This is a genomic window from Segatella sinensis, assembly GCF_040095255.1.
GTDB lineage: Bacteria > Bacteroidota > Bacteroidia > Bacteroidales > Bacteroidaceae > Prevotella > Prevotella sinensis.
Genome location: NZ_JBBNGE010000033.1, coordinates 1 through 22,285, shown reverse-complemented (window position 1 = coordinate 22,285; position 22,285 = coordinate 1). Strand labels below are relative to the sequence as shown.

General features: G+C 50.2%; 18 protein-coding genes, 1 tRNA gene and 1 pseudogene. 4 read left to right on the top strand and 16 right to left on the bottom strand.

Going from position 1 to position 22,285, the window contains the following annotated elements:
* Window positions 1–41: 41 nt before the first annotated feature.
* From pyrF to AAAT87_RS10000, 7 genes are all read right to left on the bottom strand, one after another.
* The gene (gene pyrF / locus AAAT87_RS10030) at window positions 42–887 is read right to left on the bottom strand and encodes an orotidine-5'-phosphate decarboxylase (RefSeq protein WP_293495465.1); all 846 of its coding nucleotides are present in this window, start codon (window positions 885–887) and stop codon (window positions 42–44) included.
* A 193-nt stretch (window positions 888–1,080) separates the two neighbouring features.
* Entirely contained in the window at window positions 1,081–2,190 is a 1,110-nt protein-coding gene (gene prfA / locus AAAT87_RS10025; protein ID WP_349226328.1) for a peptide chain release factor 1, read from the bottom strand.
* 17 nt (window positions 2,191–2,207) lie between these two features.
* On the bottom strand, window positions 2,208–3,356 hold the full coding sequence (locus tag AAAT87_RS10020) for an AIR synthase-related protein (protein ID WP_349226335.1): 1,149 nt from the start codon (window positions 3,354–3,356) through the stop codon (window positions 2,208–2,210).
* A gap of 59 nt (window positions 3,357–3,415) precedes the next feature.
* Window positions 3,416–4,162, bottom strand: coding sequence for a shikimate dehydrogenase family protein (locus AAAT87_RS10015; RefSeq protein WP_295025038.1), 747 nt, complete (start codon window positions 4,160–4,162; stop codon window positions 3,416–3,418).
* A 12-nt stretch (window positions 4,163–4,174) separates the two neighbouring features.
* Window positions 4,175–4,909 carry a bifunctional demethylmenaquinone methyltransferase/2-methoxy-6-polyprenyl-1,4-benzoquinol methylase UbiE gene (gene ubiE / locus AAAT87_RS10010; RefSeq protein WP_295025039.1) on the bottom strand — a complete coding sequence of 245 codons (735 nt, stop codon included), beginning with the start codon at window positions 4,907–4,909 and terminating at the stop codon, window positions 4,175–4,177.
* A 48-nt stretch (window positions 4,910–4,957) separates the two neighbouring features.
* A complete protein-coding gene (locus tag AAAT87_RS10005) occupies window positions 4,958–5,908 on the bottom strand; it encodes a phosphoribosylaminoimidazolesuccinocarboxamide synthase (protein WP_217764422.1) in 951 nt (316 codons plus the stop codon).
* Between the two features lie 79 nt (window positions 5,909–5,987).
* Window positions 5,988–6,974, bottom strand: coding sequence for a PhoH family protein (locus tag AAAT87_RS10000; protein WP_295025040.1), 987 nt, complete (start codon window positions 6,972–6,974; stop codon window positions 5,988–5,990).
* Window positions 6,975–7,109: 135 nt separating this feature from the next.
* Here AAAT87_RS10000 and AAAT87_RS09995 point away from each other — a divergent pair, with 135 nt between their 5' ends.
* Window positions 7,110–7,934, top strand: a complete 825-nt coding sequence (locus AAAT87_RS09995) for a DUF5715 family protein (RefSeq protein ID WP_296972841.1) — start codon at window positions 7,110–7,112, stop codon at window positions 7,932–7,934.
* A gap of 103 nt (window positions 7,935–8,037) precedes the next feature.
* On the opposite strand, the gene AAAT87_RS09990 is transcribed toward AAAT87_RS09995, so the two are convergent.
* The 3 genes from AAAT87_RS09990 to AAAT87_RS09980 all read right to left on the bottom strand — a co-directional run bounded on the left by AAAT87_RS09990 (window position 8,038) and on the right by AAAT87_RS09980 (window position 11,717).
* Window positions 8,038–10,299, bottom strand: coding sequence for a cation:proton antiporter domain-containing protein (locus AAAT87_RS09990; RefSeq protein WP_295025042.1), 2,262 nt, complete (start codon window positions 10,297–10,299; stop codon window positions 8,038–8,040).
* A 92-nt stretch (window positions 10,300–10,391) separates the two neighbouring features.
* Window positions 10,392–11,615: a peptidase T gene (gene pepT, locus AAAT87_RS09985; protein ID WP_295025043.1), complete on the bottom strand. Its 1,224-nt coding sequence runs from the start codon at window positions 11,613–11,615 to the stop codon at window positions 10,392–10,394.
* A 28-nt stretch (window positions 11,616–11,643) separates the two neighbouring features.
* Window positions 11,644–11,717: transfer RNA gene (locus AAAT87_RS09980), tRNA-Arg, on the bottom strand.
* 298 nt (window positions 11,718–12,015) lie between these two features.
* Between AAAT87_RS09980 and asnA the strand changes: the two genes are divergently transcribed.
* Entirely contained in the window at window positions 12,016–13,053 is a 1,038-nt protein-coding gene (gene asnA, locus AAAT87_RS09975; RefSeq protein ID WP_296972842.1) for an aspartate--ammonia ligase, read from the top strand.
* 510 nt (window positions 13,054–13,563) lie between these two features.
* Here asnA and AAAT87_RS09970 read toward each other — a convergent pair.
* The 4 genes from AAAT87_RS09970 to AAAT87_RS09955 all read right to left on the bottom strand — a co-directional run bounded on the left by AAAT87_RS09970 (window position 13,564) and on the right by AAAT87_RS09955 (window position 18,467).
* Window positions 13,564–15,348, bottom strand: coding sequence for a hypothetical protein (locus AAAT87_RS09970; RefSeq protein ID WP_349226327.1), 1,785 nt, complete (start codon window positions 15,346–15,348; stop codon window positions 13,564–13,566).
* A 54-nt stretch (window positions 15,349–15,402) separates the two neighbouring features.
* Window positions 15,403–16,311, bottom strand: a complete 909-nt coding sequence (locus tag AAAT87_RS09965; RefSeq protein ID WP_349226326.1) for an AEC family transporter — start codon at window positions 16,309–16,311, stop codon at window positions 15,403–15,405.
* A gap of 148 nt (window positions 16,312–16,459) precedes the next feature.
* Window positions 16,460–17,335, bottom strand: coding sequence for a carbon-nitrogen hydrolase (locus AAAT87_RS09960; RefSeq protein ID WP_296974968.1), 876 nt, complete (start codon window positions 17,333–17,335; stop codon window positions 16,460–16,462).
* Window positions 17,336–17,360: 25 nt separating this feature from the next.
* Complete coding sequence (locus AAAT87_RS09955; RefSeq protein WP_296974965.1) at window positions 17,361–18,467, bottom strand: agmatine deiminase family protein; 1,107 nt, start codon at window positions 18,465–18,467, stop codon at window positions 17,361–17,363.
* A 155-nt stretch (window positions 18,468–18,622) separates the two neighbouring features.
* Here AAAT87_RS09955 and AAAT87_RS09950 point away from each other — a divergent pair, with 155 nt between their 5' ends.
* Both AAAT87_RS09950 and AAAT87_RS09945 read left to right on the top strand, forming a co-directional pair.
* Window positions 18,623–19,480 (top strand): Nif3-like dinuclear metal center hexameric protein, encoded by an 858-nt coding sequence (locus AAAT87_RS09950; RefSeq protein ID WP_298529821.1) that lies wholly within the window; start codon window positions 18,623–18,625, stop codon window positions 19,478–19,480.
* A 37-nt stretch (window positions 19,481–19,517) separates the two neighbouring features.
* Window positions 19,518–20,345 (top strand): zinc ribbon domain-containing protein, encoded by an 828-nt coding sequence (locus AAAT87_RS09945; RefSeq protein WP_296974961.1) that lies wholly within the window; start codon window positions 19,518–19,520, stop codon window positions 20,343–20,345.
* Window positions 20,346–20,508: 163 nt separating this feature from the next.
* Here AAAT87_RS09945 and AAAT87_RS09940 read toward each other — a convergent pair whose 3' ends face one another.
* Window positions 20,509–21,069, bottom strand: coding sequence for a DUF5675 family protein (locus tag AAAT87_RS09940; protein ID WP_294708979.1), 561 nt, complete (start codon window positions 21,067–21,069; stop codon window positions 20,509–20,511).
* A 49-nt stretch (window positions 21,070–21,118) separates the two neighbouring features.
* Window positions 21,119–22,285, bottom strand: a pseudogene (locus AAAT87_RS09935) (hypothetical protein); the annotation flags it as partial.

Sequence of the window (22,285 nt, the reverse complement as noted above, 5' to 3'; positions counted from 1 at the left end):
CCTAGCGGGAGACTTTCTTGGCGGGACGCCTAGCGGGAGACTTAGCCCAGTTTGGCAAGCTCGGCTGCCATTTCCTCCTGGAGTTCCTTTGCCTTCTGGCCTGCTACCTCTGCGAAGTCATCGCCATTGCTAGCGTAGATGATGCCGCGAGATGAATTGACGAGCAGACCGCAATCCTTGATGATGCCATACTTGCAAACCTCCTGGAGGCTACCACCCTGGGCACCTACACCTGGTACGAGGAGGAAGTGGTTAGGAGCTACCTTGCGGATGTCCTCGAACATCTGACCCTGAGTAGCACCTACTACGTACATCATGTTCTCATCGTTGCCCCATTCCTGGCTCTTCTTCAGAACCTTCTCGAAAAGGCGCTCGCCTTCCTTGTCCTCTGTGAGCTGGAAGTCGTGGCTACCCTTGTTGCTGGTCAAAGCCAGGAGGATGACCCACTTGCCTTCATACTCGAGGAATGGCTTGACAGAATCCTCGCCCATGTAAGGAGCTACGGTTACAGAATCGAGATTGTACTCCTCGAAGAAAGTCTGGGCATACATCTTGGATGTGTTGCCGATATCTCCACGCTTGGCATCTGCGATGATGAAGTGGTTTGGATAGTGGCTCTTGAGATACTTGATGGTGTTCTCGAAGGCGATCATGCCGTCGATACCACGGCTCTCGTAGAAAGCCAGGTTTGGCTTGTAAGCCACACAGTAAGGAGCGGTTGCGTCGATGATAGCCTGGTTGAACTTAAACATCATCTCTGCTTCTGCGCCCTGGATTTCCTCACTCTCTGTGATGCACTTAGGCAACTTATTGATATCTGTATCAAGACCTACGCACAAGAAACTCTTCTTGGCGAAAATCTGCTCTACAAGTTCTTTTCTGTTCATTTCTTTTTAAGTTATTTGAATTTCAGTTGTTTGCTTTACACTTGAATTTCAGATGTTTGCTCCACACGCCCTGAAAGGGCAGAAGCCCCTAGCCCAGGGCAACACCCTGGGTAATCATGTCATCAGACCTGTCGCCCTGTAAGGGCAAAAGCTTTAAAACTGCGGAGCCACATACAAAACCTCGGTAAGGGTTTTACAATTCTGTTTCTTTCAGTTTCTCTGCGTTCTCAGCCACGGTCAAGGCATCAATCATATCCTGGATGTTACCAGCCAGGAAACCATTGAGGTCGTGGGTGGTGTAACCGATACGGTGGTCGGTAACACGGCCCTGTGGGAAGTTGTAGGTACGAATCTTCGCACTACGGTCACCGGTAGAGACGAGGCTCTTACGGCGGCTGGCGATATCGTCAACATACTTCTGATGCTCACGGTCGTGGATGAAGGTATAGAGGCGGCTCAAGGCACGCTCCTTGTTCTTTGGCTGGTCACGGGTCTCGGTACACTCGATGAGGATTTCCTCTACCTCGCCTGTGTTAGGGTTCTTCCAAGGATAGCGGAGGCGAACTCCAGACTCCACCTTGTTCACGTTCTGACCACCGGCACCTGAGCTTCGGAAGGTATCCCACTTGATATCGCCTTCGTTGATGTTCACCTCAAACTTGTCTGCTTCTGGCAATACAGCCACGGTAGCGGCTGAGGTATGCATACGGCCCTGAGTCTCAGTAGCTGGCACACGCTGAACACGGTGAACACCAGACTCATACTTCAAGGTACCATAAACGTCTGTTCCGCTTACGGCGAAGTCGATTTCCTTGTATCCACCTACTGCACCTTCAGAGACAGATGTCACGCTGATGGTCCATCCCTTAGACTCACAATATTTCTTATACATGGCAAAGAGGTCACCGGCGAAGAGGGCAGCCTCGTCGCCACCGGCACCGCCACGGATCTCCATCTGTACATTCTTGGCATCCTCTGGATCCTTAGGAACCAGGGCGATCTTGATTTCTTCTTCGAGCTTAGGCTGCAGCGCCTCGTTCTCGTTGAGTTCCTCGCGAGCCATCTCCTTCATTTCAGGGTCGCTTTCGTTGGCGAGGATATCCTTAGCCTCCTTGATGCTGTTCAGACAGTTGATGTATCGCTTGCGTGCGTCCATGATGTCGCCAAGGTCTTTCCACTCCTTGGTGAGCTTCACGTAGCGTGGCTGGTCGGCGATGACATCAGGGTCGGTAATGAGGGTGCTTACTTCCTCGTATCGGTTCTCTAAGCCTTCTAGCTTCTGTAATATGTTGTTATTATCCATTAATTTTAAATTCTTTTTTAGTATTCGAATGTTCCGAATTCGCTCTTGATGGTCAGGCTGCGCTTGCCTTCCTCGATGTGACCCACAATCTGGGCATCGATGTTGAAGCTCTTGCTGATGGCGATAACCTTCTCGGCTACCTCTGGGCGAACGTAGATTTCCATGCGGTGACCCATGTTGAATACCTGATACATCTCCTTCCAGTCGGTCTCTGAGCAGTCGTGGATTGCCTTGAAGAGTGGAGGTACTGGGAACATGTTGTCCTTCACTACCTTGCAGTTTTCGCTTACGAAGTGCAGAACCTTGGTCTGGGCACCACCTGTGCAGTGAACCATACCGTGAACCTCTGGGCGAAGCTCATCCAGGAGCTTCTTGATTACTGGGGCATAGGTACGGGTAGGAGAGAGTACCAGCTCTCCGGCATTGATAGGAGAACCCTCAACCTCATCGGTCAACTTATACTTACCGCTGTAAACCAACTCGTCTGGCACTGCGTGATCGTAGCTCTCAGGATAGTTTTCTGCGAGATACTTGGCGAATACATCGTGGCGGGCAGAAGTCAAACCGTTGCTACCCATACCGCCGTTGTACTTCTTCTCGTATGTAGCCTGACCTGTAGAAGAAAGACCTACGATAACATCGCCTGGGCGGATATTGGCATTGTCGATGACGTCGCTGCGCTTCATGCGGCAGGTTACGGTAGAGTCAACGATGATGGTACGAACCAGGTCGCCTACATCGGCAGTCTCACCGCCTGTAGGATAGATGCCGATACCCATCTCGCGCATCTCGTGGAGCAGGTCGTCAGTACCGTTGATGATAGCTGAGATCACCTCGCCAGGGATGAGCATCTTGTTGCGGCCGATGGTAGAGCTGACGAGGATGTTATCTACGGCACCCACGCAGAGCAGGTCGTCGGTATTCATCACGATAGCATCCTGAGCGATACCCTTCCATACAGAGAGGTCGCCAGTCTCCTTCCAGTACATGTATGCCAAGCTAGACTTGGTACCTGCACCGTCGGCATGCATAATGTTGCAATACTCTGGGTCACCTCCCAGGATATCAGGGATAATCTTGCAGAAAGCCTGTGGGAAAATACCCTTGTCGATGTTCTTGATAGCGTTGTGAACATCTTCCTTTGCTGCGCTTACACCGCGCATCATGTATCTATTGTTACTCATATTCTTATTTTGATCTTTGAACATTGAACTTTATGATATGCTTATTTTTCTTCTTGCCAGAAATCCCATGATGCAAAAGCTTGCAGCAAGAGCATTTCCAAGCCATTCTTCACTGTGGCTCCGCGCTCTTTTCCCTTCTTCATGAAGAGGGTTTCATCGGGATTGTAGATGAGGTCGTAGAGTAGTGTATGGGTATCCATCGCCTCGTAAGGCAGTGGAGGGCACTCATCTACATGAGGATACATACCTACAGGCGTACAATTCACGATGACATTGTATTCCTTGATGACCTCAGGGGTGATTTTATCGTACTGGATAGTACCTGGACGTTCGTATCGACTCACGAAGACAGTCTCCAGTCCGAGCGATTTCAAGCCGTAGTTGATGGCTTTGGATGCACCGCCCGTACCGAGAATCAATGCCTTCTTGTGGAAAGACTCGATGAAAGGTTCGATGCTCTGGGTGAAACCGATGACATCACTGTTGTATCCCTTGAGGATAGTCTCGTCGCCTTTATGCTCCACTTTCACCACGTTGACAGCTCCAATGGCATTTGCCTCGGGGCTAACCTGATCAAGATAACTGATTACCTTCTCCTTGTAAGGGATGGTTACATTGAGGCCTTTTAACTCCGGATTAGAGTCGAGAATCTCGGTGAGATCCTCGATGGATGGAATCTCGAAGTTGATATATTGGGCATCGATGCCCTCGTTCTCAAACTTCTCGTTGAAGTAGCCTTTTGAGAACGAATGTCCTAGGGGATAACCTATGAGTCCATACTTGTCCATAATATCTTTGTTTTATTTTGTTGCGAAATAAAGGGTGCAGATGCCGAAGGTGAGTCTCTTGAACTCAGCCTTTTCGAATCCTGCCTTCTTGAATACCTCCATCATCGTTTCTCCCTGTGGGAATGCCTCGATGGTCTTGGTGAGATAGCTGTAGGCACTCTGGTCTTTCGATATCAGCTTACCGTAGATAGGCAATACGGTATGCGAATAGATGTGGAACAGCTGCTTCATCGGGAAGCTGACTGGAGTGGTGAGTTCCACGATGCAGAGATGTCCTCCCTTCTTCAGTACTCGGCACATTTCGCGCAGTCCCTGGTCCAGGTTCTGGAAGTTGCGGATGCCGAAGGCGGCTGTTACCGCATCAAAGGTGTTGTCTTCGTACGAGAGGTTGAGGCAGTCTTCCTTGTCGAAGCGGATTACCTGGTCCAGTCCCAGGTGCTTCACTTTCTGTCTTCCTATCTCCATCATCCCCTGCGAGATATCTGCTCCCACGAGCTTGTCGGGATGCAGCATCTGTGCGGATAGGATGGCGAAGTCGCCGGTGCCTGTGGCGATGTCGAGCATTTTCTTTGGAGAGAAGGGCGCAAGCCGCTTGATTGCCTTCTTGCGCCATCCCTTATCGATATCCCACGAGAGGCGGTGGTTCAGGGTGTCGTAGGTAGGGGCGATGTTATCAAACATCTCCTCTACCAACTTTCCCTTTTCTCCTGTGCCCTCGTAGGGCTTAATCTGTTCTTGTTTATACATTATTTATATATTACTTACTTTTGTCGAGCAATATACCTTATTTATATATTACTTGTGTGCAGCAAGCCACTCGCTTACGTTCTTCTCGATGCGGGCGGCGATGTCGCCTTCCTCAGCAGCCTTGTCGAACTTCTCGCCTGTGATGTGCTCGTACAGCTCGATGTAGCGGTCGGATACGCTCTCTGCATACTCGTCGGTAATCTCTGGCATAGTCTGACCAGGCTGGTTCATGAAGTTGTGCTCAATGAGCCACTGGCGAACGAATTCCTTAGAAAGCTGGCGCTGTGGCTCACCCTTCTCGAACTTCTCCTCGTAGCCGTCTGCGTAGAAGTAGCGGCTAGAGTCTGGAGTATGGATCTCGTCGATGAGATAAACCTTGCCGTCGCGCTTGCCGAACTCATACTTGGTATCAACGAGGATCAATCCCTGCTTGGCAGCGATTTCCTGGCCACGGGCGAAGATGCGGCGTGTATAGTCCTCCATTACAGCGTAATCCTCTGCACTAACAATGCCCTGGGCGATGATCTCTTCCTTAGAGATGTTCATGTCGTGACCCTCGTCAGCCTTTGTAGTAGGGGTGATGATAGGCTCTGGGAAACGCTCGTTCTCGCGCATTCCGTCAGGCAACTTCACACCGCAGATCTCGCGGCATCCCTTCTGATAGTCACGCCATGCACTACCGGTGAGGATAGAACGGATGATCATCTCCACGCGGAAACCTTCGCACTTCAAACCTACTGTAACCATAGGGTCTGGAGTAGCCAACTTCCAGTTTGGACAGATATCTGTAGTTGTGTCCAGGAACTTAGCTGCAATCTGGTTGAGCACCTGGCCCTTGAATGGAATACCCTTTGGCAGAACAACATCGAATGCTGAGATTCTGTCGGTAGCGACCATCACGAGGATGTCGTCGTTAATGTCATACACATCACGTACTTTACCGTGGTAAACACTCTTCTGTCCATCGAAATGGAAATCTGTTTTTGTTAATGCTTTCATTTTACTTTGAACTTTGAATTTTGAACTTTGAACTTGATGATATGCTTTGAATAATCATTCTGTTCATTCTTAATTCTGATTATTTTGAATTATCTTTTTCTGCTTTCAGCGCTTCTCGTGCTTCCGCTCTCTCCTTGTCATACTTGTCGTATGCGTTGACGATGCGGGTTACGAGCTTGTGTCGCACAATATCCTTCTGCCCCAGCTTCACCACTCCGATGCCTTCTACCCCGTCAAGAATCTTGAGTGCTTCCTTCAGTCCGCTTCGCTGCTCTCTAGGCAGGTCTATCTGGGTCAGGTCGCCGGTGATGATCATCTTGGTGTTCATGCCCATACGGGTAAGGAACATTCTGATCTGCTGTGAGGTTGTATTCTGCGCCTCGTCGAGGATGACGACGGCGTCGCTGAGGGTGCGTCCACGCATGAAGGCGAGTGGCGCAATCTGGATAATGTGCTTTTCCATCATATCTTGCAACTTGACGGCAGGAATCATATCTTCCAACGCATCATAGAGCGGTTGCAGGTAAGGGTCTATCTTATCTTTCATGTCGCCCGGCAGGAATCCGAGCTTTTCGCCTGCTTCTACGGCAGGTCTTGAGAGGATGATCTTCTTGATAGCTTTCTCCTTGAGGGCTTTCACGGCAAGGGCGATGCTGAGGTAGGTCTTACCGGTTCCGGCAGGACCCACAGCAAATATCATATCGTTCTTTTCGTAAGCCTCGATGAGCTGCTGCTGGTTCTCGCTGCGGCTCTTGATAGGTCGGCCGCTGATGCTATATACCAGCACGCCTTTCACGGAGTCTGCTTTGGTCTGTTTGCCTTTCACAATATCAAGGATATCCTCTTCATTGAGCATGTTGTATTTAGCTAAGTGCTTGCGCATCAGCTCAATGTCTTCTTCTGCTTTCGCCATCTCCTCCTCGTCGCCGAGCACACGAATCACGTTGTCGCGTGCAACGATACGCAACTTAGGATACAGTGACTTAATCATCTGTAGGTTACCATTTCCTACGCCATAGAACATCACTGGATCTATATCTTCGAGTATAATATGTTTCTCTATCAAAATATTTATATTTCTTATTGGTTTGCAACCTTAATGTTCTAAATAATGTTATATAACGCTGCAAAATTACTACTTTTCTGTGAATTGAGCAAATATTTCAATACTTTTTGTTACCTTTGCAGGAAATTTTTAGTTATGAAGATTAGTAAGAATAGATATTTGCAAGGTTTTTTGGTAGTCGTGCTGTTGTTGGCACTGGTCCGTGTTATTTTTCCGAGTGTGGCTGAGCCTAGGTTAACGGCTCGTTCTGATGGGAAAGACAGTACGGCAATCGATTCATTAAGAGGAGATTTAATGGCTTCGGCTGGTGCTCAGGATGAACTGTCGGTAACTCCTGATACAGCCTCTGATGGCAGTTTTTCGATATTTTTCGATAAGAATGGCAAGGAGGTGAAGCATCGCATTTTCTCGGTGCCTCATTTCGGAAATACCTTCCCTGATCAGCAGGATGTACAGATTGTGGCTGCCAGCAGGCATGGCGTGGCTCCGGTTCAGAACCGTGAGGAGGCTGAGCATAGCAAGGGTAAACTGGTGTATGTGGGCAGCAATCCTTTCTTTTATGTGGATAAGTTGAACAACAGCATTCCTTATCTGGTGCCTAGGGCTTCGGTATTGTTGCAGGATATCGGTCGGGCGTATTTTGATTCGCTGCAGATTAAGGGCATTCCTTTGCATAAAATTATTGTTACCAGTATCTTGCGTACCAAGGATGATGTGTCGAAACTGAGAACCCGAAACGGCAATGCTACCGAGAATTCGTGCCATCTCTATGGTACTACCTTCGATGTCTGCTACAACCGGTACAAGCAGATTCAGACGGAGAAGCAGCCTCGCCGTCAGGTGCAGGATGATACCCTGAAGTGGGTTTTCAGCGAGGTGTTGAGGGATTTCCGTGAGAAGAACCGCTGTTATATCAAATACGAGGTAAAACAGGGTTGCTTCCATATCACCGTAAGATAAGGTTATCACCGTAAGATAAGATTATTACCATAAGATTAATCTTTTATGGCAAAAAACAAAAAAGCTAGCAGATTTTTCCTGCTAGCTTTTTTCGTTCTTTTATTTAGCTCTTTTCCTGAATCTTCTGCAGGTCGGCTTCTTCGCCTACCAGCCAGATGATATCGCCTTTTTCGAAAACGCGGGAAGGGAGAATGTGGGTAAGGTTCTCCTGACCCTCTTCCAATCCTACAACCATACAGTTGTACTTGTTGCGGATTCCGCTCTCTTCCAGCGTCTTTCCCAGAAATTCGCTTCCGCCGCTGATGATGAGCTGGCGGAGCTTCATCTCCCGTTTCTCTATCTCCAGATCTTCCGGGGCTAGCTCGGTGGTGAGCGCCTGGGCAAACTTGTGTACCTGGTCGTCGTTACCGATGATCTGAAGCTTGTCGCCAGGGAATATCACGGTGTCGCCATTCGGGATGTTCAGGCGCTGCGACCCCCTTCGGATGCTGCTCATATCGATGCCGAAACGCTGGCGGAGGTGCAGTTCCTTCAGTGATTTGCCACACCAGATGCTGTCTTCCGGTACCTCGATTTCACTGATATGGATATCTCTGTCCAGCAGATGACCCTCGTAGAGCGGGCGCTTTTCGCCGTTCACCTGTGCGGCAATATCGCGCGAACGCAGGTTGTGCAGGAAGAGGCGCTCCATCACGATGCTTCGTTTCTTGATGCGGCGTGAACCCAACATCAGCAGTACGATCACGGCTCCGATGCATACCATCAGCGCATTGGTGAATCGGGACAGATAGTTGATGATATAGAAGATGAAGCCCAGGGCGATGACGTATCTCACGAATACCGTGAAGAGTAGCGGAATGCGGTTGATGCTGCTCTCCACCCACAGTCGCTTCCATTCCGGGCTGTGATTCTTCTTCATCACGATGGCTCGCAGGAAAGGCGATATGATTACGATGGTGAGCAGACCCGTGATGGCGTTGGCATACCAGTGAAGATTCCAGCCTGGCAGCATATTGCGCATCAGAGGCAGGACGAAGGTGAACATCATCGCTATCGCCGCAGCCGAAAGGATGGAGTATGCCACGGTGTTGATGGCCATCTGGCGGATCAGTGATTTCCACTTACTCTGCTGTTGGGTAGAGGGGCGGCTCATCGCAAAATGGTTCAGGATGTTGATGAATTTGCTAGGCAGATGCTTCTCCATCAGCTGATAGGAAGGCTGCGCCAGTCGGATCATGTAAGGGGTGAGGAAGGTGGTGATGACTGAAACTGCCACCACTACCGGATAGAGGAAGTTGCTGATAACTCCCAGCGACAATCCCAGTGAGGCGATGATGAAGGAGAACTCGCCAATCTGCGCCATCGAGAATCCGCAGCGCATCGCCGACTTCAATGATTCGCCGCCCAGCATGAATCCGAAGGTTCCCAATGTTGCCTGTCCTATCAGAATGGCTGCCACGAGCGCGAGGATAGGAACGGCATATTCTACCAGAATGTTGGGATCTACCAGCATACCTACCGATACGAAGAAGATGGCTCCGAAGAGATTCTTTACCGGTTCTACCAGCTTGATAATCTTCTCTGCCTCAATGGTTTCTGCCAGGATGCTACCCATGACGAAGGCTCCGAAAGCGCTTGAAAAACCTACCTTGGTAGATAATACAGCCATGCCGCAGCACAGTCCCAGGGAAACGATGAGCAGGGTTTCGCCATTGATGAACTTCCTGACTGAGCGCAGGAAGAGCGGGATGGCAAAGATGCCCACGATAAACCATAATACCAGGAAGAAGCCAATCCTCAGTACCGATGCAAACATCTGTTCGCCATCCGGATTGTTGCCTCCGGCGATGGCGGAAAGCATCACCATCATCACGATGGCAAGGATGTCTTCCAGGATGAGCACGCTCATCACCATGGAGGCAAACTTCTGCTGTCGCAGTCCCATATCGTCGAAAGCCTTATATATAATGGTGGTGGAACTCATGGCGAGCATACCACCCAGGAAGATGCAGTCCATCCTGCCCCAGCCGAAGCTGTGGCCCACGCTGATGCCCAGCATCATCATGGAAAAGACGATGACGATGCAGGCGATGATGGGCAAGGCTCCCATCTTCACGATTTTCTTGAAGGAGAAATCGAGACCGAGCGAGAAGAGGGTGAAGATGACACCGATGTCTGCCCAGGTCTGGATATCCGTCTCGTCCATCACCGACATGGTATATGGCATGTGGGGTGACACGAGGAAGCCCGCCACGATGTAACCCAGCACCAGAGGCTGCTTGAGCCGCTTGAAGATGAGGGTAACAATGCCAGCCACCATCAGGATGAGGGCGAGGTCTTTTACTAAATAGGGAATTTCTGCCATATTTTTCTGTTTATGAAAATGATAATCTCTCTAAAAAATAGTCAGTTTATGAAAATGGGGAATTTAGATTTCTCCTAAATTCCCCATATATATTAGTCGTTATACTCTTCTGTGATTTCCGCAATCTTTACGATAGTATCCACTACCTTCTGCATCACCTGTACGCTCACGAATTCGTGAGGACCGTGGAAGTTGACGCCACCGGCAAAGATGTTTGGACAAGGAAGACCCTTGAAGCTGAGCTGTGCACCATCTGTGCCGCCACGGATTGGCTCTACGCGAGGTGGAACGCCACTCTCCTGCATGGCACGGAGCACTATGTCGATGACATGCATGTTTGGATCTATTTTCTCCTTCATGTTGTAGTACTGGTCGTAGATTTCTGCCGTAACAGTTCCCTCGCCGTACTTCTCGTTCATTTTCTTGACGCAGTCTTCGAGGAAATCCTTGCGAGCCTCAAACTTCTGGCGGTCGTGGTCGCGGATGATGTAGCTGAGCTTGGCTTCCTCGCAGCGGCTTTCGATGCCGAGCAGGTGGTAGAAGCCCTGGTAACCTTCGGTCTGTTCAGGAGTTTCTGTCTCAGGAATCATGTTCTGGAATTCCACAGCCAGTCGGCTTGCGTTGATCATCTTGCCCTTGGCATAACCTGTATGCACGCTCACGCCCTTGATGTAGATCTTGGCAGCAGCAGCATTGAAGTTCTCGTATTCCAGGTCGCCCAGGTCGCCGCCGTCGATGGTGTAAGCCCAGTCGCAGCCGAACTTCTCTACATCGAAGTGATGGGCGCCCATGCCGATTTCCTCGTCTGGATTGAAAGCCACGCGGATGTCTCCGTGCTTGATTTCCTTATGGTCGCGTAGGTAGCACATTGCCTGTACGATTTCAGCGATGCCCGCCTTGTCGTCTGCACCGAGCAGGGTAGTTCCATCAGTTACGATGATGTCCTCGCCCTTGTGCGCCTTGAGTTCTGGGAATTTTTCTACGCTGGAGATGATGCCCGGACTGAGTTCGATATCCTCGCCGTCGTAATTCTCGATGACGCGGGCCTTGATGTCTTTTCCGCTGGCATCAGGGCTGGTGTCCATGTGAGAGATGAAGCCGATGGTAGGAGTCTTTTTCTTGGTATTGCCCTTCAGGGTGGCGTAGATGTAGCCCATATCGTCCATCTCTACGTCGCTCAGACCTTCTTCCTCCAGTTCGTGCTTCAGGTACTTGGCAAAATCCAACTGTTTTGCCGTGCTTGGCACACTTTCAGAGTCTTCGCTCGACTGTGTGTCGAATTTTGTATAGTTAATGAAACGTTCTACTAAATCCATGTTCTTATATTAAATCTTAATGTAGTAGTGATCTCGGTGGGACTCAAACCCACGACCTTCAGAACCGGAATCTGACGCTCTATTCAACTAAGCTACGAGACCAGAATTGGTGATTTATCGGCAAACGCCGCCTACCCCTTAGGAGTAATTGACTGCAAAAGTACATTTTTTATTTCGAATAACCAAATATTTGGCTCATTTTTTTTCTATATATATAATGTATAGGGAGAAAAAGCGGTGAATTTTTCTACAAAATGATACTTAAAATCTAAAAAATACTATCATTTTGCGAAATATTTTCGAAAAACGCTTGCAGATTAATAATAAATTTGTATCTTTGCAGCGTGAAAGTAAGATAAACAGTAAAATAAGAAACTATAAACGATATATAATAGATAAAATGAGTAATCTGATAAAACCCGAAGGGTATGAGGCGCTGCTGGATATGCGCCAGACCGAAATGGGTATCAAAATGATAAAAGAGTTCTTCCAGCAGAACCTGTCCACAGAGTTGCGCTTGCGCCGTGTCACCGCCCCTCTCTTCGTATTGAAGGGTTTGGGTATCAATGACGACCTGAATGGAGTGGAGCGCCCTGTAACTTTCCCTATCAAGGATTTGGGTGAAGCAAAGGCTGAGGTGGTTCACTCTCTGGCTAAATGGAAGCGCTTGACCTTGGCAGAATATGAGATAGAGCCGGGCTATGGTGTCTATACCGATATGAACGCCATCCGTGCCGATGAGGAGCTTGATAATCTTCATTCGCTCTATGTGGACCAGTGGGACTGGGAGGCTGTGATTACGAAGGGTGATCGTACCATTTCATTCCTTGAAGATGTGGTTCGCCGCATCTATGCAGCCATCCTCCGCACCGAGTTTCTGGCTTGCGAGCACTATCCACAGCTGAAGCCTTTCCTGCCAAAGGAGATTCATTTTATCCATGCGCAGGATTTGCTCGATATGTATCCTGACAAGACTCCTAAGGAGCGCGAGGATGCTATCTGCAAGAAATATGGCGCCGTATTTGTAGAGGGTATCGGCGGAAAGTTGAGCGATGGAAAGAAGCATGATGGCCGTGCTCCTGACTATGACGACTGGAGCACCGTAGCCGAGAATGGCAAGGAAGGATTGAATGGTGATATCCTGATCTGGTATCCGGTGTTGGGCAGAAGCTTCGAGCTGAGCTCTATGGGTATCCGTGTTGACAAGGAGAGCCTGCTTCGCCAGTTGAAGCTGGAAGGCAAGGAAGATAGAGAGAAGCTCTATTTCCACCAGCAGCTCCTGAACGACAAGTTGCCATTGAGTATCGGTGGTGGTATCGGTCAGAGCCGTCTCTGCATGGTGCTGCTCCACAAGGCGCACATCGGCGAGATTCAGGCTAGTATCTGGCCGGAAGATATGAGAACAGAATGTGAGAAGGCAGGAATGCCGCTCATCTGAAGATAAAAAGATTGTTAAGTTGGAATTCTGGTCATATCAATATATTTTTTAATGAATATCAGAGAGATTCTCTATAAAAAGAGTGTTATCAGCATAAGATATAGTTGAGAGAGATAGTCAACATAAAATGTTTTCAGGAATCAACATACGATTATAAGTTCATAAATACTATATAAATGAGAATCCCGACCCTCCTTCTTCTTGGAGAGTCGGGATCATCATTTTTATGATTGTTCCTTCCGAATTGTACGGATGAAATTACCCAATACGCCCTGAAAGGGCAGAAGCTCCTAGCCCAGGGCACCGCCCTGGGTTTACTCGCAGTCAACAAGGCGCCCTGTAAGGGCAAAAGCTTTGTATATTGCCTAGTACTTGAAGGCTTTTGCCCTTACAGGGCGGCAGGCTTGCATCCATAATTCCCCAGGGCGATGCCCTGGGCTAGGAGCTTTTGGGCCTTCAGCCCGTTTCAACCATACAGTTTGAATCCTTTCCGAATTGTTTCCGGAAGAACTAGAAGTAATAGGTGAAACCCATGGTGGCTGCACGGTTGCCGAAATGCTGACCGGCGATATCGTGGAATCTGCCTTCCAGGGTAAGATGCTTACCAATGTTCTTATATACGCCCACCTCGGCATAGAGATTGGCTGGCGTATAGGCTGGTGTAAGCGTGTGGCGGCGGGTGCACCAGATCATATTGGATGTCAGGCGCCAGCCAGCAGGCAATGAAAGCTGTGGAGCCAGCTTGAATATCGCAAAATTGCTGTATTTGCTGGTTTTAGAGTTCATACCTTCTTCTCCTCCGAAAATCTCAGCCTTTTCCCAGAAATAATTCACTCCGGCGGTAATCCTCAGCATTCCCTTATGCCAGAAGGCAGTAGTTCCGATGCCCAGTGTGTTGTCGCGATCTATACCCGGAAGATCCTGATGGATATTCTTGATAGAATTGCTTATTACGAGATTCGGCTTGCTGTAGGTATGCTTCAGCTCTGCCACGTAGGCAAGGCGCTCGCTGATGTCCTTGGTGTAGTATGGACGCCAAGCCCCCTCCATATCGCCTGCTGTAACGAAATCGCCAAAATCGGCATTGAAGATTCGGCGGCAGAATGTGCCCTGCAGGGTATGGCCCGGTGCAAAGTTGTGATATACGCTCACCGTGTAGCTATGGTTGTGGGTACTATGCTTCCAGTTCTTTTCTGTAGCAATCTGCTTCGGACGGAAATTGATGGTGCGGAATCGGTCGCCCACCATGAAGCCCCATTTGCCGATGGTATAATCCAGCTGCGCATACAGATCCTGATAGTTGGAGTGGTTGGTGTAATCAGCCACACAGTTCTTCTCGATAGACAGTCCGCCCTCGAAACCGGCTGTAAGCCAGAGGTTCTCTGAAATCACCGGAGTGGCATATTCCACTACCATAAACGGATAGGTAGCGTGGTTGCGATAAGGTACCGCACTGGCATCTGCCGCATTTCCGCCGTTGTCGCTGATGTTCTCGGCACCCAGGGTAAAGAGGATGCTCGCTCCCTTTTCGCCCAGCAGGCGGGTATAGTCTGCCTGGAGATGGTAGGCGCGCACATGGTCGGCTAGTGTACCGGTAAAATGGTTTCGGGTGTAGGTCTGCATCGCATCCACTTCCAGCATATCCTTCTCGGTAGGAGTCCAGAGGATGTTCATCTTGGCTCCCTCGTGCGAATAGTGATTGATGAGGCTTGATCCTTCGCCAGGGTTATCGCCCAGACTGCTGTTGGATGTGCGCTGCATGTTGCCCTCTACGTGGGTCAGGATGCGCAGCTTGTCCTGCTGGCTCAATACGCTCACGATGCCCTTTCCGCCGCCATAGGTGTCGCCGAAGAGACCTACTCTTCCGCTCACTCCGTTCTCACCCTTGCGCAGGGTGATGTCAATCACCTTTTTCAGACTGCTGCATCCCTTCATCACCTCAGAGTTCTGGCAAACCTTGATGCTCTCTATCTCCCTCGCCTTGAAATGATGGAGCAGGGTAGCGTAGTCGAGACCATATTCCTGGTTGTCGATGCGGATGACGAACTGGCCGTAGAGATTGGCGAAAGGATCACCGCCGATGATGGTGTTACCGTCCATCGTAAGGACTTCTGGGCACATCATCAGTACATCGAGGAGCGATTCCTCGCCCGTGAGATCCATCTCAGATACGTGCATGATGTAGCGGTCGCCGATGTGTTCTATCGGTGCCGCCAGTGTAGGATTAGTAAAGCCTCCGAGCGCCATAGCGAGCAGCAGGAGGCGGCTGTTTTTTATCATTTTATTTTTTCTCATACATTCTTTTTTATGTTAAGTTGTAGCATTTAGGTTTTGTCCCATCGCCTGTCCCTACCCGAAAAGCAGGGTGATAAGCGGGATGGTGAGGATGCTACCCAGTGTAGTGATGAATGTCAACTCTGTGATGAGCGCCGGGTTCCTGCCGTATTTCAGGCAGAACATGGTGCCGAAGCTAGCTACAGGCATCGCAATCACCACGGTGTTGATATTATTCACCACATCGCTCACGCCGCATACCTTGAAGAAGAAGTAGAGGCTCAGCGGAACCACTACCAGGCGGAGCAGCGAGGCAGCGTAAACCTTCGGGCTGCCGATAATCTCCTTGAGGGGCAGCTTGGCCATGCTGCTTCCGATAATCATCAGGGCGGCAGGAACCGTTACGTTGCCCACCATCGTTACCGGACGGGCGATGACATCAGGCGTATGAACCCCCAGCGCCACCAGCAAGGCTGCCACGGCAGCCGCAATCAGAGCCGGACTCAGCAATACTTTCGGGTTAAACTGCTTCACGCTGTATTCGCCCTTGATGAGCATTACGCCAGCCGTGAAGATGAAAAACGTGTTCGGCATGTTGAGCAGGGCGGCGTAGAAGATAGCCTGGGGTCCGAAGATGCTCGAAACGATAGGATATCCGATGAATCCCACGTTGGCAAACATCAGGGCGAAACCGATCATTCCCTGGCTGTCATGGTTCTTGCTGATGAGCCGGGGCACCCCGAATCCGAACACCAGTAATAAGATGTACGTGAGGAAGCCTACACCCAGGAGCGGGAGAATGAACGTGCGGTCGGGCAGTTCATCTCCCATCACAGACGAGAGCACCAGCAGCGGGCAGGTGATATCTACCACGATGCTGGACAGCTTCTTGTCAAACTTGTCGCCCATATAGCCTAGCTTGCAGGCGACGTAACCTAAAACTACGATGATGAACAGAACCACCATCACTTCCAAATTCTCCATTATCCCGAAAATCTAATCTTTTGTATTTTGAATGTAAGACTCCACGCGCCCTGAAAGGGCAGAAGCTCCTAGCCCAGGGCAACACCCTGGGTGTTTTTGGACGCAAGCCTGTCGCCCTGTAAGGGCAAAAGCTTTAATACCTAGTTCCTTAATCTATGAATCTTCTGGTGATATCGCCGTAGTTCTCGATGCGGCGGTCGCGCAGGAATGGCCACCAGCGGCGTACATCCTCGCTGTGCTTCAGGTCGATATCCACCACCAGGCTCTCTTCCTCATCATCGCTCGCACGATAGTGAAGCTCGCCCTGAGGACCTGCCACGAAACTGCTGCCCCAGAACTGGATTCCGCCGGTCTGACCGCTTGGGTCAGCTTCGAATCCCACTCGGTTTACAGCCACTACAGGCAAACCGTTTGCCACGGCATGACCTCTCATCACGGTGGTCCACGCCTCACGCTGGCGCTGCTGCTCCTCCTCTGTATCGTAGGTGGCATAGCCTATGGCAGTAGGGTAGATCAGAATGTCTGCGCCCTGCAGCGCCATCAGGCGGGCTGCTTCCGGATACCATTGGTCCCAGCACACCAGTACGCCGAGCTTGCCTACGGAAGTCTGTATCGGCTTGAATCCGAGGTCGCCAGGGGTGAAGTAGAACTTCTCGTAGTAGGCAGGGTCATCCGGAATGTGCATCTTGCGATACTTTCCGGCTATGCTTCCGTCCTTTTCTATCACCACTGCCGTATTGTGATACAGGCCCGGAGCACGGCGCTCGAAGAGCGAAGTAACAATCACCACGCCCAGATCCTTGGCAAGCCTGCCGTAGAGTTCGGTAGATGGGCCGGGTATCGGTTCGGCAAGGTCGAAATTCTCTACATCTTCTACCTGGCAGAAGTAGAGCGTGTTGTGAAGTTCCTGCAATACAATGAGTTCTGCGCCACGCTTCGCCAGGTCGATGATGCCCTCAGCGAGTCGGGTCTTGTTATCGGCGATGTCCGCCGTAATGTGTAACTGTAATAATCCGAGTTTCATTTATGTCTGTGTTTTTTCTAATGCTTTATTTGATAGCCCCCTCCGGCAGCTGCATGGTGAGGCAGTGGATGCTTCCGTGCTGGCGGATGATGGTGAGCGAATCTACTCCTATCACGTCTCTGTCTGGGAAGGCAAGCTGAATCTGTCGCTTCGCCTCCTCGTCCTTCTCTGGCTGGTTGTACGTAGGATAAATCACGGCACCGTTCAGAATCAGGAAGTTGGCATAGGTGGCAGGCAGTCTGTCGCCCTTGCTGTTCTTGTCAGTAGTCAGTCTGTCGCCCTCGTCATAGATGGCATCCGGCATCGGGAGTTTCAGCAGTCGGTAAGGGTATCCCTCGTAGGTGAAGATCTTCTGCAGCTGCTTCTCCAGCGCCTGGAAGTCCTCATACTGCTCATCTTCCGCATCATCGCACCCTACATATAATAAAGTGTCGTGCGGAGCCACTCTCACGATGGTGTCGATATGTCCGTCGGTATCATCACCCACCAGATTACCGTGGTCGAGCCATACCACGTTTCTTACATGGAAGAAATTCCTGAGCTGGCTGTCGATGTTCTCGCGGGTGAAAGGCTGGTTGCGGTGAGGTGCCAGCAGGCACTGCGATGTGGTGAAGAGCGTACCCTTGCCGTCGCTCTCTATGCTTCCGCCTTCGAGCACGAAGCCCTGGTGGTTTTCCAGCGCCGCATTGAAGGCTCCCTGATAGTAGAGCTGCAGATTGATGGCATTGTCCTTTTTCCAGGCGAATTTCTCGCCCCATCCGTTGAACTTGAAGTCGAGCAGATGGATAGGGATGACGTGCGAATTGTGTCTGCCGCGCGAAACCATGCTGATAGGTCCGTGGTCGCGCGCCCAGGTATCGTTGGTATCCATCTCGTAGAGGTGAACGCGGCTCATCTGTCCCTCCGACAGCTTTTCGGCGAGCATTCTCTGGGTGCTTTCCAGGATAGGTGTCACCACCAGCAGGTCTTCGTAGCGGGTGATGATGTCTGCGAGCTGCAGATACGTGTTGGTTATCTGTCTCAGATACGGCTTCCAGTCCGTTCCGCCGTGTGGCCACGTGAGCATGATGGCGCTCTGTGGTTCCCATTCTGCGGGAAGTGCGAAATCGCAAGGTAATATTGAGTGATGCATAAGCTTTTGTATTTTTAATGTTTTATGCGTGCAAATATACTAAAAAAATCGGCAACTTACATAATTTTTTGAAAATTTTTAGTGAAACGCTTGCTAATTTCGTGAGAAATGCGTAACTTTGCAGCCTAAATTATAAAATAAGACATATTAGGAGCGTGAAAATAAGAGAAGTAGTTGATGCCCTTGAACATTACGCGCCTCTGCCCTTGCAGGAAGGATATGATAATGCCGGCCTGCAAGTTGGATTGACAGAGGCGGTAGAAATGTCAGGGGCATTGTTGTGTCTTGACGTCACTGAGGCGGTGGTGGATGAAGCGGTCCAGAAGGGCTGCAACCTCATCGTAAGCCATCATCCGCTCATCTTCAGAAAGCTTTCCAGGATATCGGATGAGAACTATGTGCAGCGCACCGTTCGCAAGGCGATCAAGAATGATGTTACCATCGTCTCCATGCATACCAACATGGATGCAGCGGCAGGCGGAGTGAACTTCAAGATTGCCGAGAAGCTGGGCCTGAAGAACGTGCAGTTTTTTGGTGGCGAGAAGGAAGTGGATGGAGTGAAAGGCGGCAGCGGCGTAATAGGAGAAATCTCTGACGAGGATATCCTGAAGGCTGCCCAGGCAGGCAAGCTTTCGGATGAGGTGAAGGATCATTTTGCCGAGGGTATCGCTGCCGATGACCTGGTGTTGCTGCTCAGGGATCGTTTCGGTGTGGAGTGCGTGCAGTGTAACCAGCTCTTGCGTCGTCCTATCCGCAAGGTGGCGCTCTGCGGCGGTTCGGGTTCGTTCCTGCTGGGCGATGCCATTGCGGCGGGAGCCGATGCCTTCATCACGGGCGAGATGAGCTATCACGAGTATTTCGGTCATGAGCAGGAGATTCAGATCTGCGTCATCGGCCACTATCAGAGTGAGCAGTTTACCAGCGAAATCTTCCGCAGCATCATCCTCTCTCATTTCCCTGATGCCAAATGCTGCATCTCGGAGATCAACACCAATCCCATCATCTATTTATAAAGTAAAAATAAAGGTTTAAAGATAAAATAAAGAAATTATGGCAAAGAAAGATCCTACAGATTTGACAGTTGAAGAGAAGTTGAAGGCTCTTTACCAGCTTCAGGTAACCTTGTCGGGCATCGACGAGAACCGTGAGTTGCGTGGTGAGCTTCCTCTCGAAGTTCAGGACTTGGAAGATGATATCGCCGGTCTCACCACTCGTATTGAGAACATCCAGCGCGAAATCGAGCAGTTCGACCGTGCTGTTTATCAGAAGCAGAACGAGATTGCTGATGCACAGGCTAGCCTGGAGCGCTATCATGCGCAGCTCGATACCGTGAGCAACAACCGCGAGTATGATACCTTGAGCAAGGAGATCGAGTTCCAGGAGTTGGAAATCGAGCTTTGCAACAAGAAGATCCGCGAGGGCATGGCTAAGATGCGCGAGCGTGAGTTCGACCTCCACAAGGCTGAGGAGAAGAAGGCTGACCTGGAGCACGGACTGGTAGAGAAGCGTGCTGAGCTGGAAGACATCCTGGAGGAGACTCACGAGGAGGAGGAGCGCCTGAAGGAGAAGGCCCTGGAGCTTGAGAAGAAGATTGAGCCACGTCTGCTCGCCAGCTTCAAGCGTATCCGCAAGGGTGCCCGCAACGGTCTGGGTATCGTTTACGTGCAGCGTGATGCATGTGGTGGTTGCTTCAACAAGATTCCACCTCAGCGCCAGTTGGATATCAAGATGCACAAGAAGATCATCCCTTGTGAGTACTGCGGCCGTATCCTCATCGACCCAGAGTTGGCAGGTGTGAAGATCGAGACTCCGAATACAGAGGAGAAGCCAAAGCGCAAGCGCATTTCCCGCCGCAAGAAGGCTGAGGATGCTGAATAAGGATTTGGAAAAGAGACAAAGCTTGTAAAAGCGTATAAATGTAAAGGAAGCGGCAACCGGAAGATTCGGCTGCCGCTTTTTTTCATACGGTTATGCGATATCAGATGATGATAATCCGGAATCAGATGATGGTAATCCGGAATCAGATGATGGTAATCCGGAATCAGATGATGGTAATCCAGATGCCTTCTCCCTGATTCTCAGCCGCCTGGATGCGTTTCTTCAGTCGGGTGAGCCAGATGCGGGAGTTCACCACCATGCCCTTCACCTTGTTCTCGCCCACCAGGATGCAGCCCTGGGTATCATCGGGATAGTTGCCGGCATGGATACGGATGCCCTCGAAACCGGGAACACCCTGCACATACGGCAGCCACTCCTTGAAACGGGGCGACAGGGTAACGAGGACACGATACGATCCCTCGGGGATGGCAGTATGACCCGGAATCTTTCTTGCCACCTTGCCGCTCTGACGGCTATACTTGGCATTCACTTCCTCGGGCTTCAGCGCTATCCCGTTCAGGTTGCGCCACGTAGGCTCCAGGGTGTCACAGAAGTAGCTGTCCTTAGACAACTTCTTCAAGTCGAAAGTATGTTCGAAACTGCGCTTGTCGCCGGCAGACTTACCGGAAAGCACCTTGCGCTTCACATCACCATCAGCCAACAGATACAGTCGGCCGATGGTATAAGTATTCTTCTTCGCTATACGCTCTAAAACTATTTCCATATACAATAGATTTTTTCGTTCATAATTCTAAGAGTGAGGCTTCATCATTCTAATAATGGGTCTTGAAATAAACTGAGTCACTGAGTTTCTGAGTCACTGAGTCACTTTCTTCTTTCTCGATATACCCACGATGTAGCCAGTTTCTCAACATTTTGGCAGTACCCTTGGCGTTCATGTCGTTTTTCAGACGCAGGCTCTCTACCTGCTGATAGCTGAACTTGTCGGGCAGGAATGCCAGAATGCTCATAGGTCCCTTCTTGCTTTCCTGATCACCGTCACGCTCCGCCTTCTTGATGGCATCGCCGAAGAAACGCATCTTGCAGTAGAGGTCGTAACGCTCGCTCCAGCGGATGAAATCCTCAATCTCCGGCTCCCACTGGTAACCGTTCGCCACATAGAGCACACACGCCTTCAGATAGCCGATTACGTTGGCACGGAAGCTCAGATTCTCATAGACCCTGTCCTGCGACAGACGGGAGAATTCCGCATTCTCATCCTTCAGCACCTCGGCAAGATGAAAAGCCTCCTTGCATTCCACCAATCCCGAAGCCATACAGAGATTATCGATGTAAGGTTTCAGAGAATTTCTGAAATCCTCATCATAGGTTCCATAGACGGGGATATCCTCGCCGATGTCTCTTTCGGGGATGGTGCAGAAGTTGATACGGGAAACCGGACCATCGGTCAGCACACGCTTGAAATACCTGATGCCCTTATGGATGGTGGTAGAAGCATTCCAGTTGAAACGGATTGTAACACGCTCGGTGACACTTTGGGTTCCCACTCGTGTCTGTCCATATAAATTACCTGGGTCAAAGGCGAGGCACATGATGCGGAACTGCTGATAACCGCTACCTTTGAGCGCATCAAACTGGTCGATTTCGTTCAGTGAAGTATAAAGGAAATGTTCCTTGGCTTCAGCGGTACGCATCACGAAGGCAGGGTTGGTCATATCGGCATCAATCTCCTGAATAATCAGATTTTCAGGGCGTTTGCGCTTATCCTTGTTGGCACCCTTGCGCATCATTTCATCCTTCCATTCCTTCTCACGCTTCAGGTTTTCGGCATCTCTTTTACGGATATCCTCCATGATGAAATCGATAGGTTTCTGTACGCAACTTTTACCAGCACCGGTGCCGGCAAGCAGACAGGTCATCAGGGTAGCTTCGTGCTCCACGTTGTCGATATATCTGAATTTCGTTCTCCAGAGATGGGT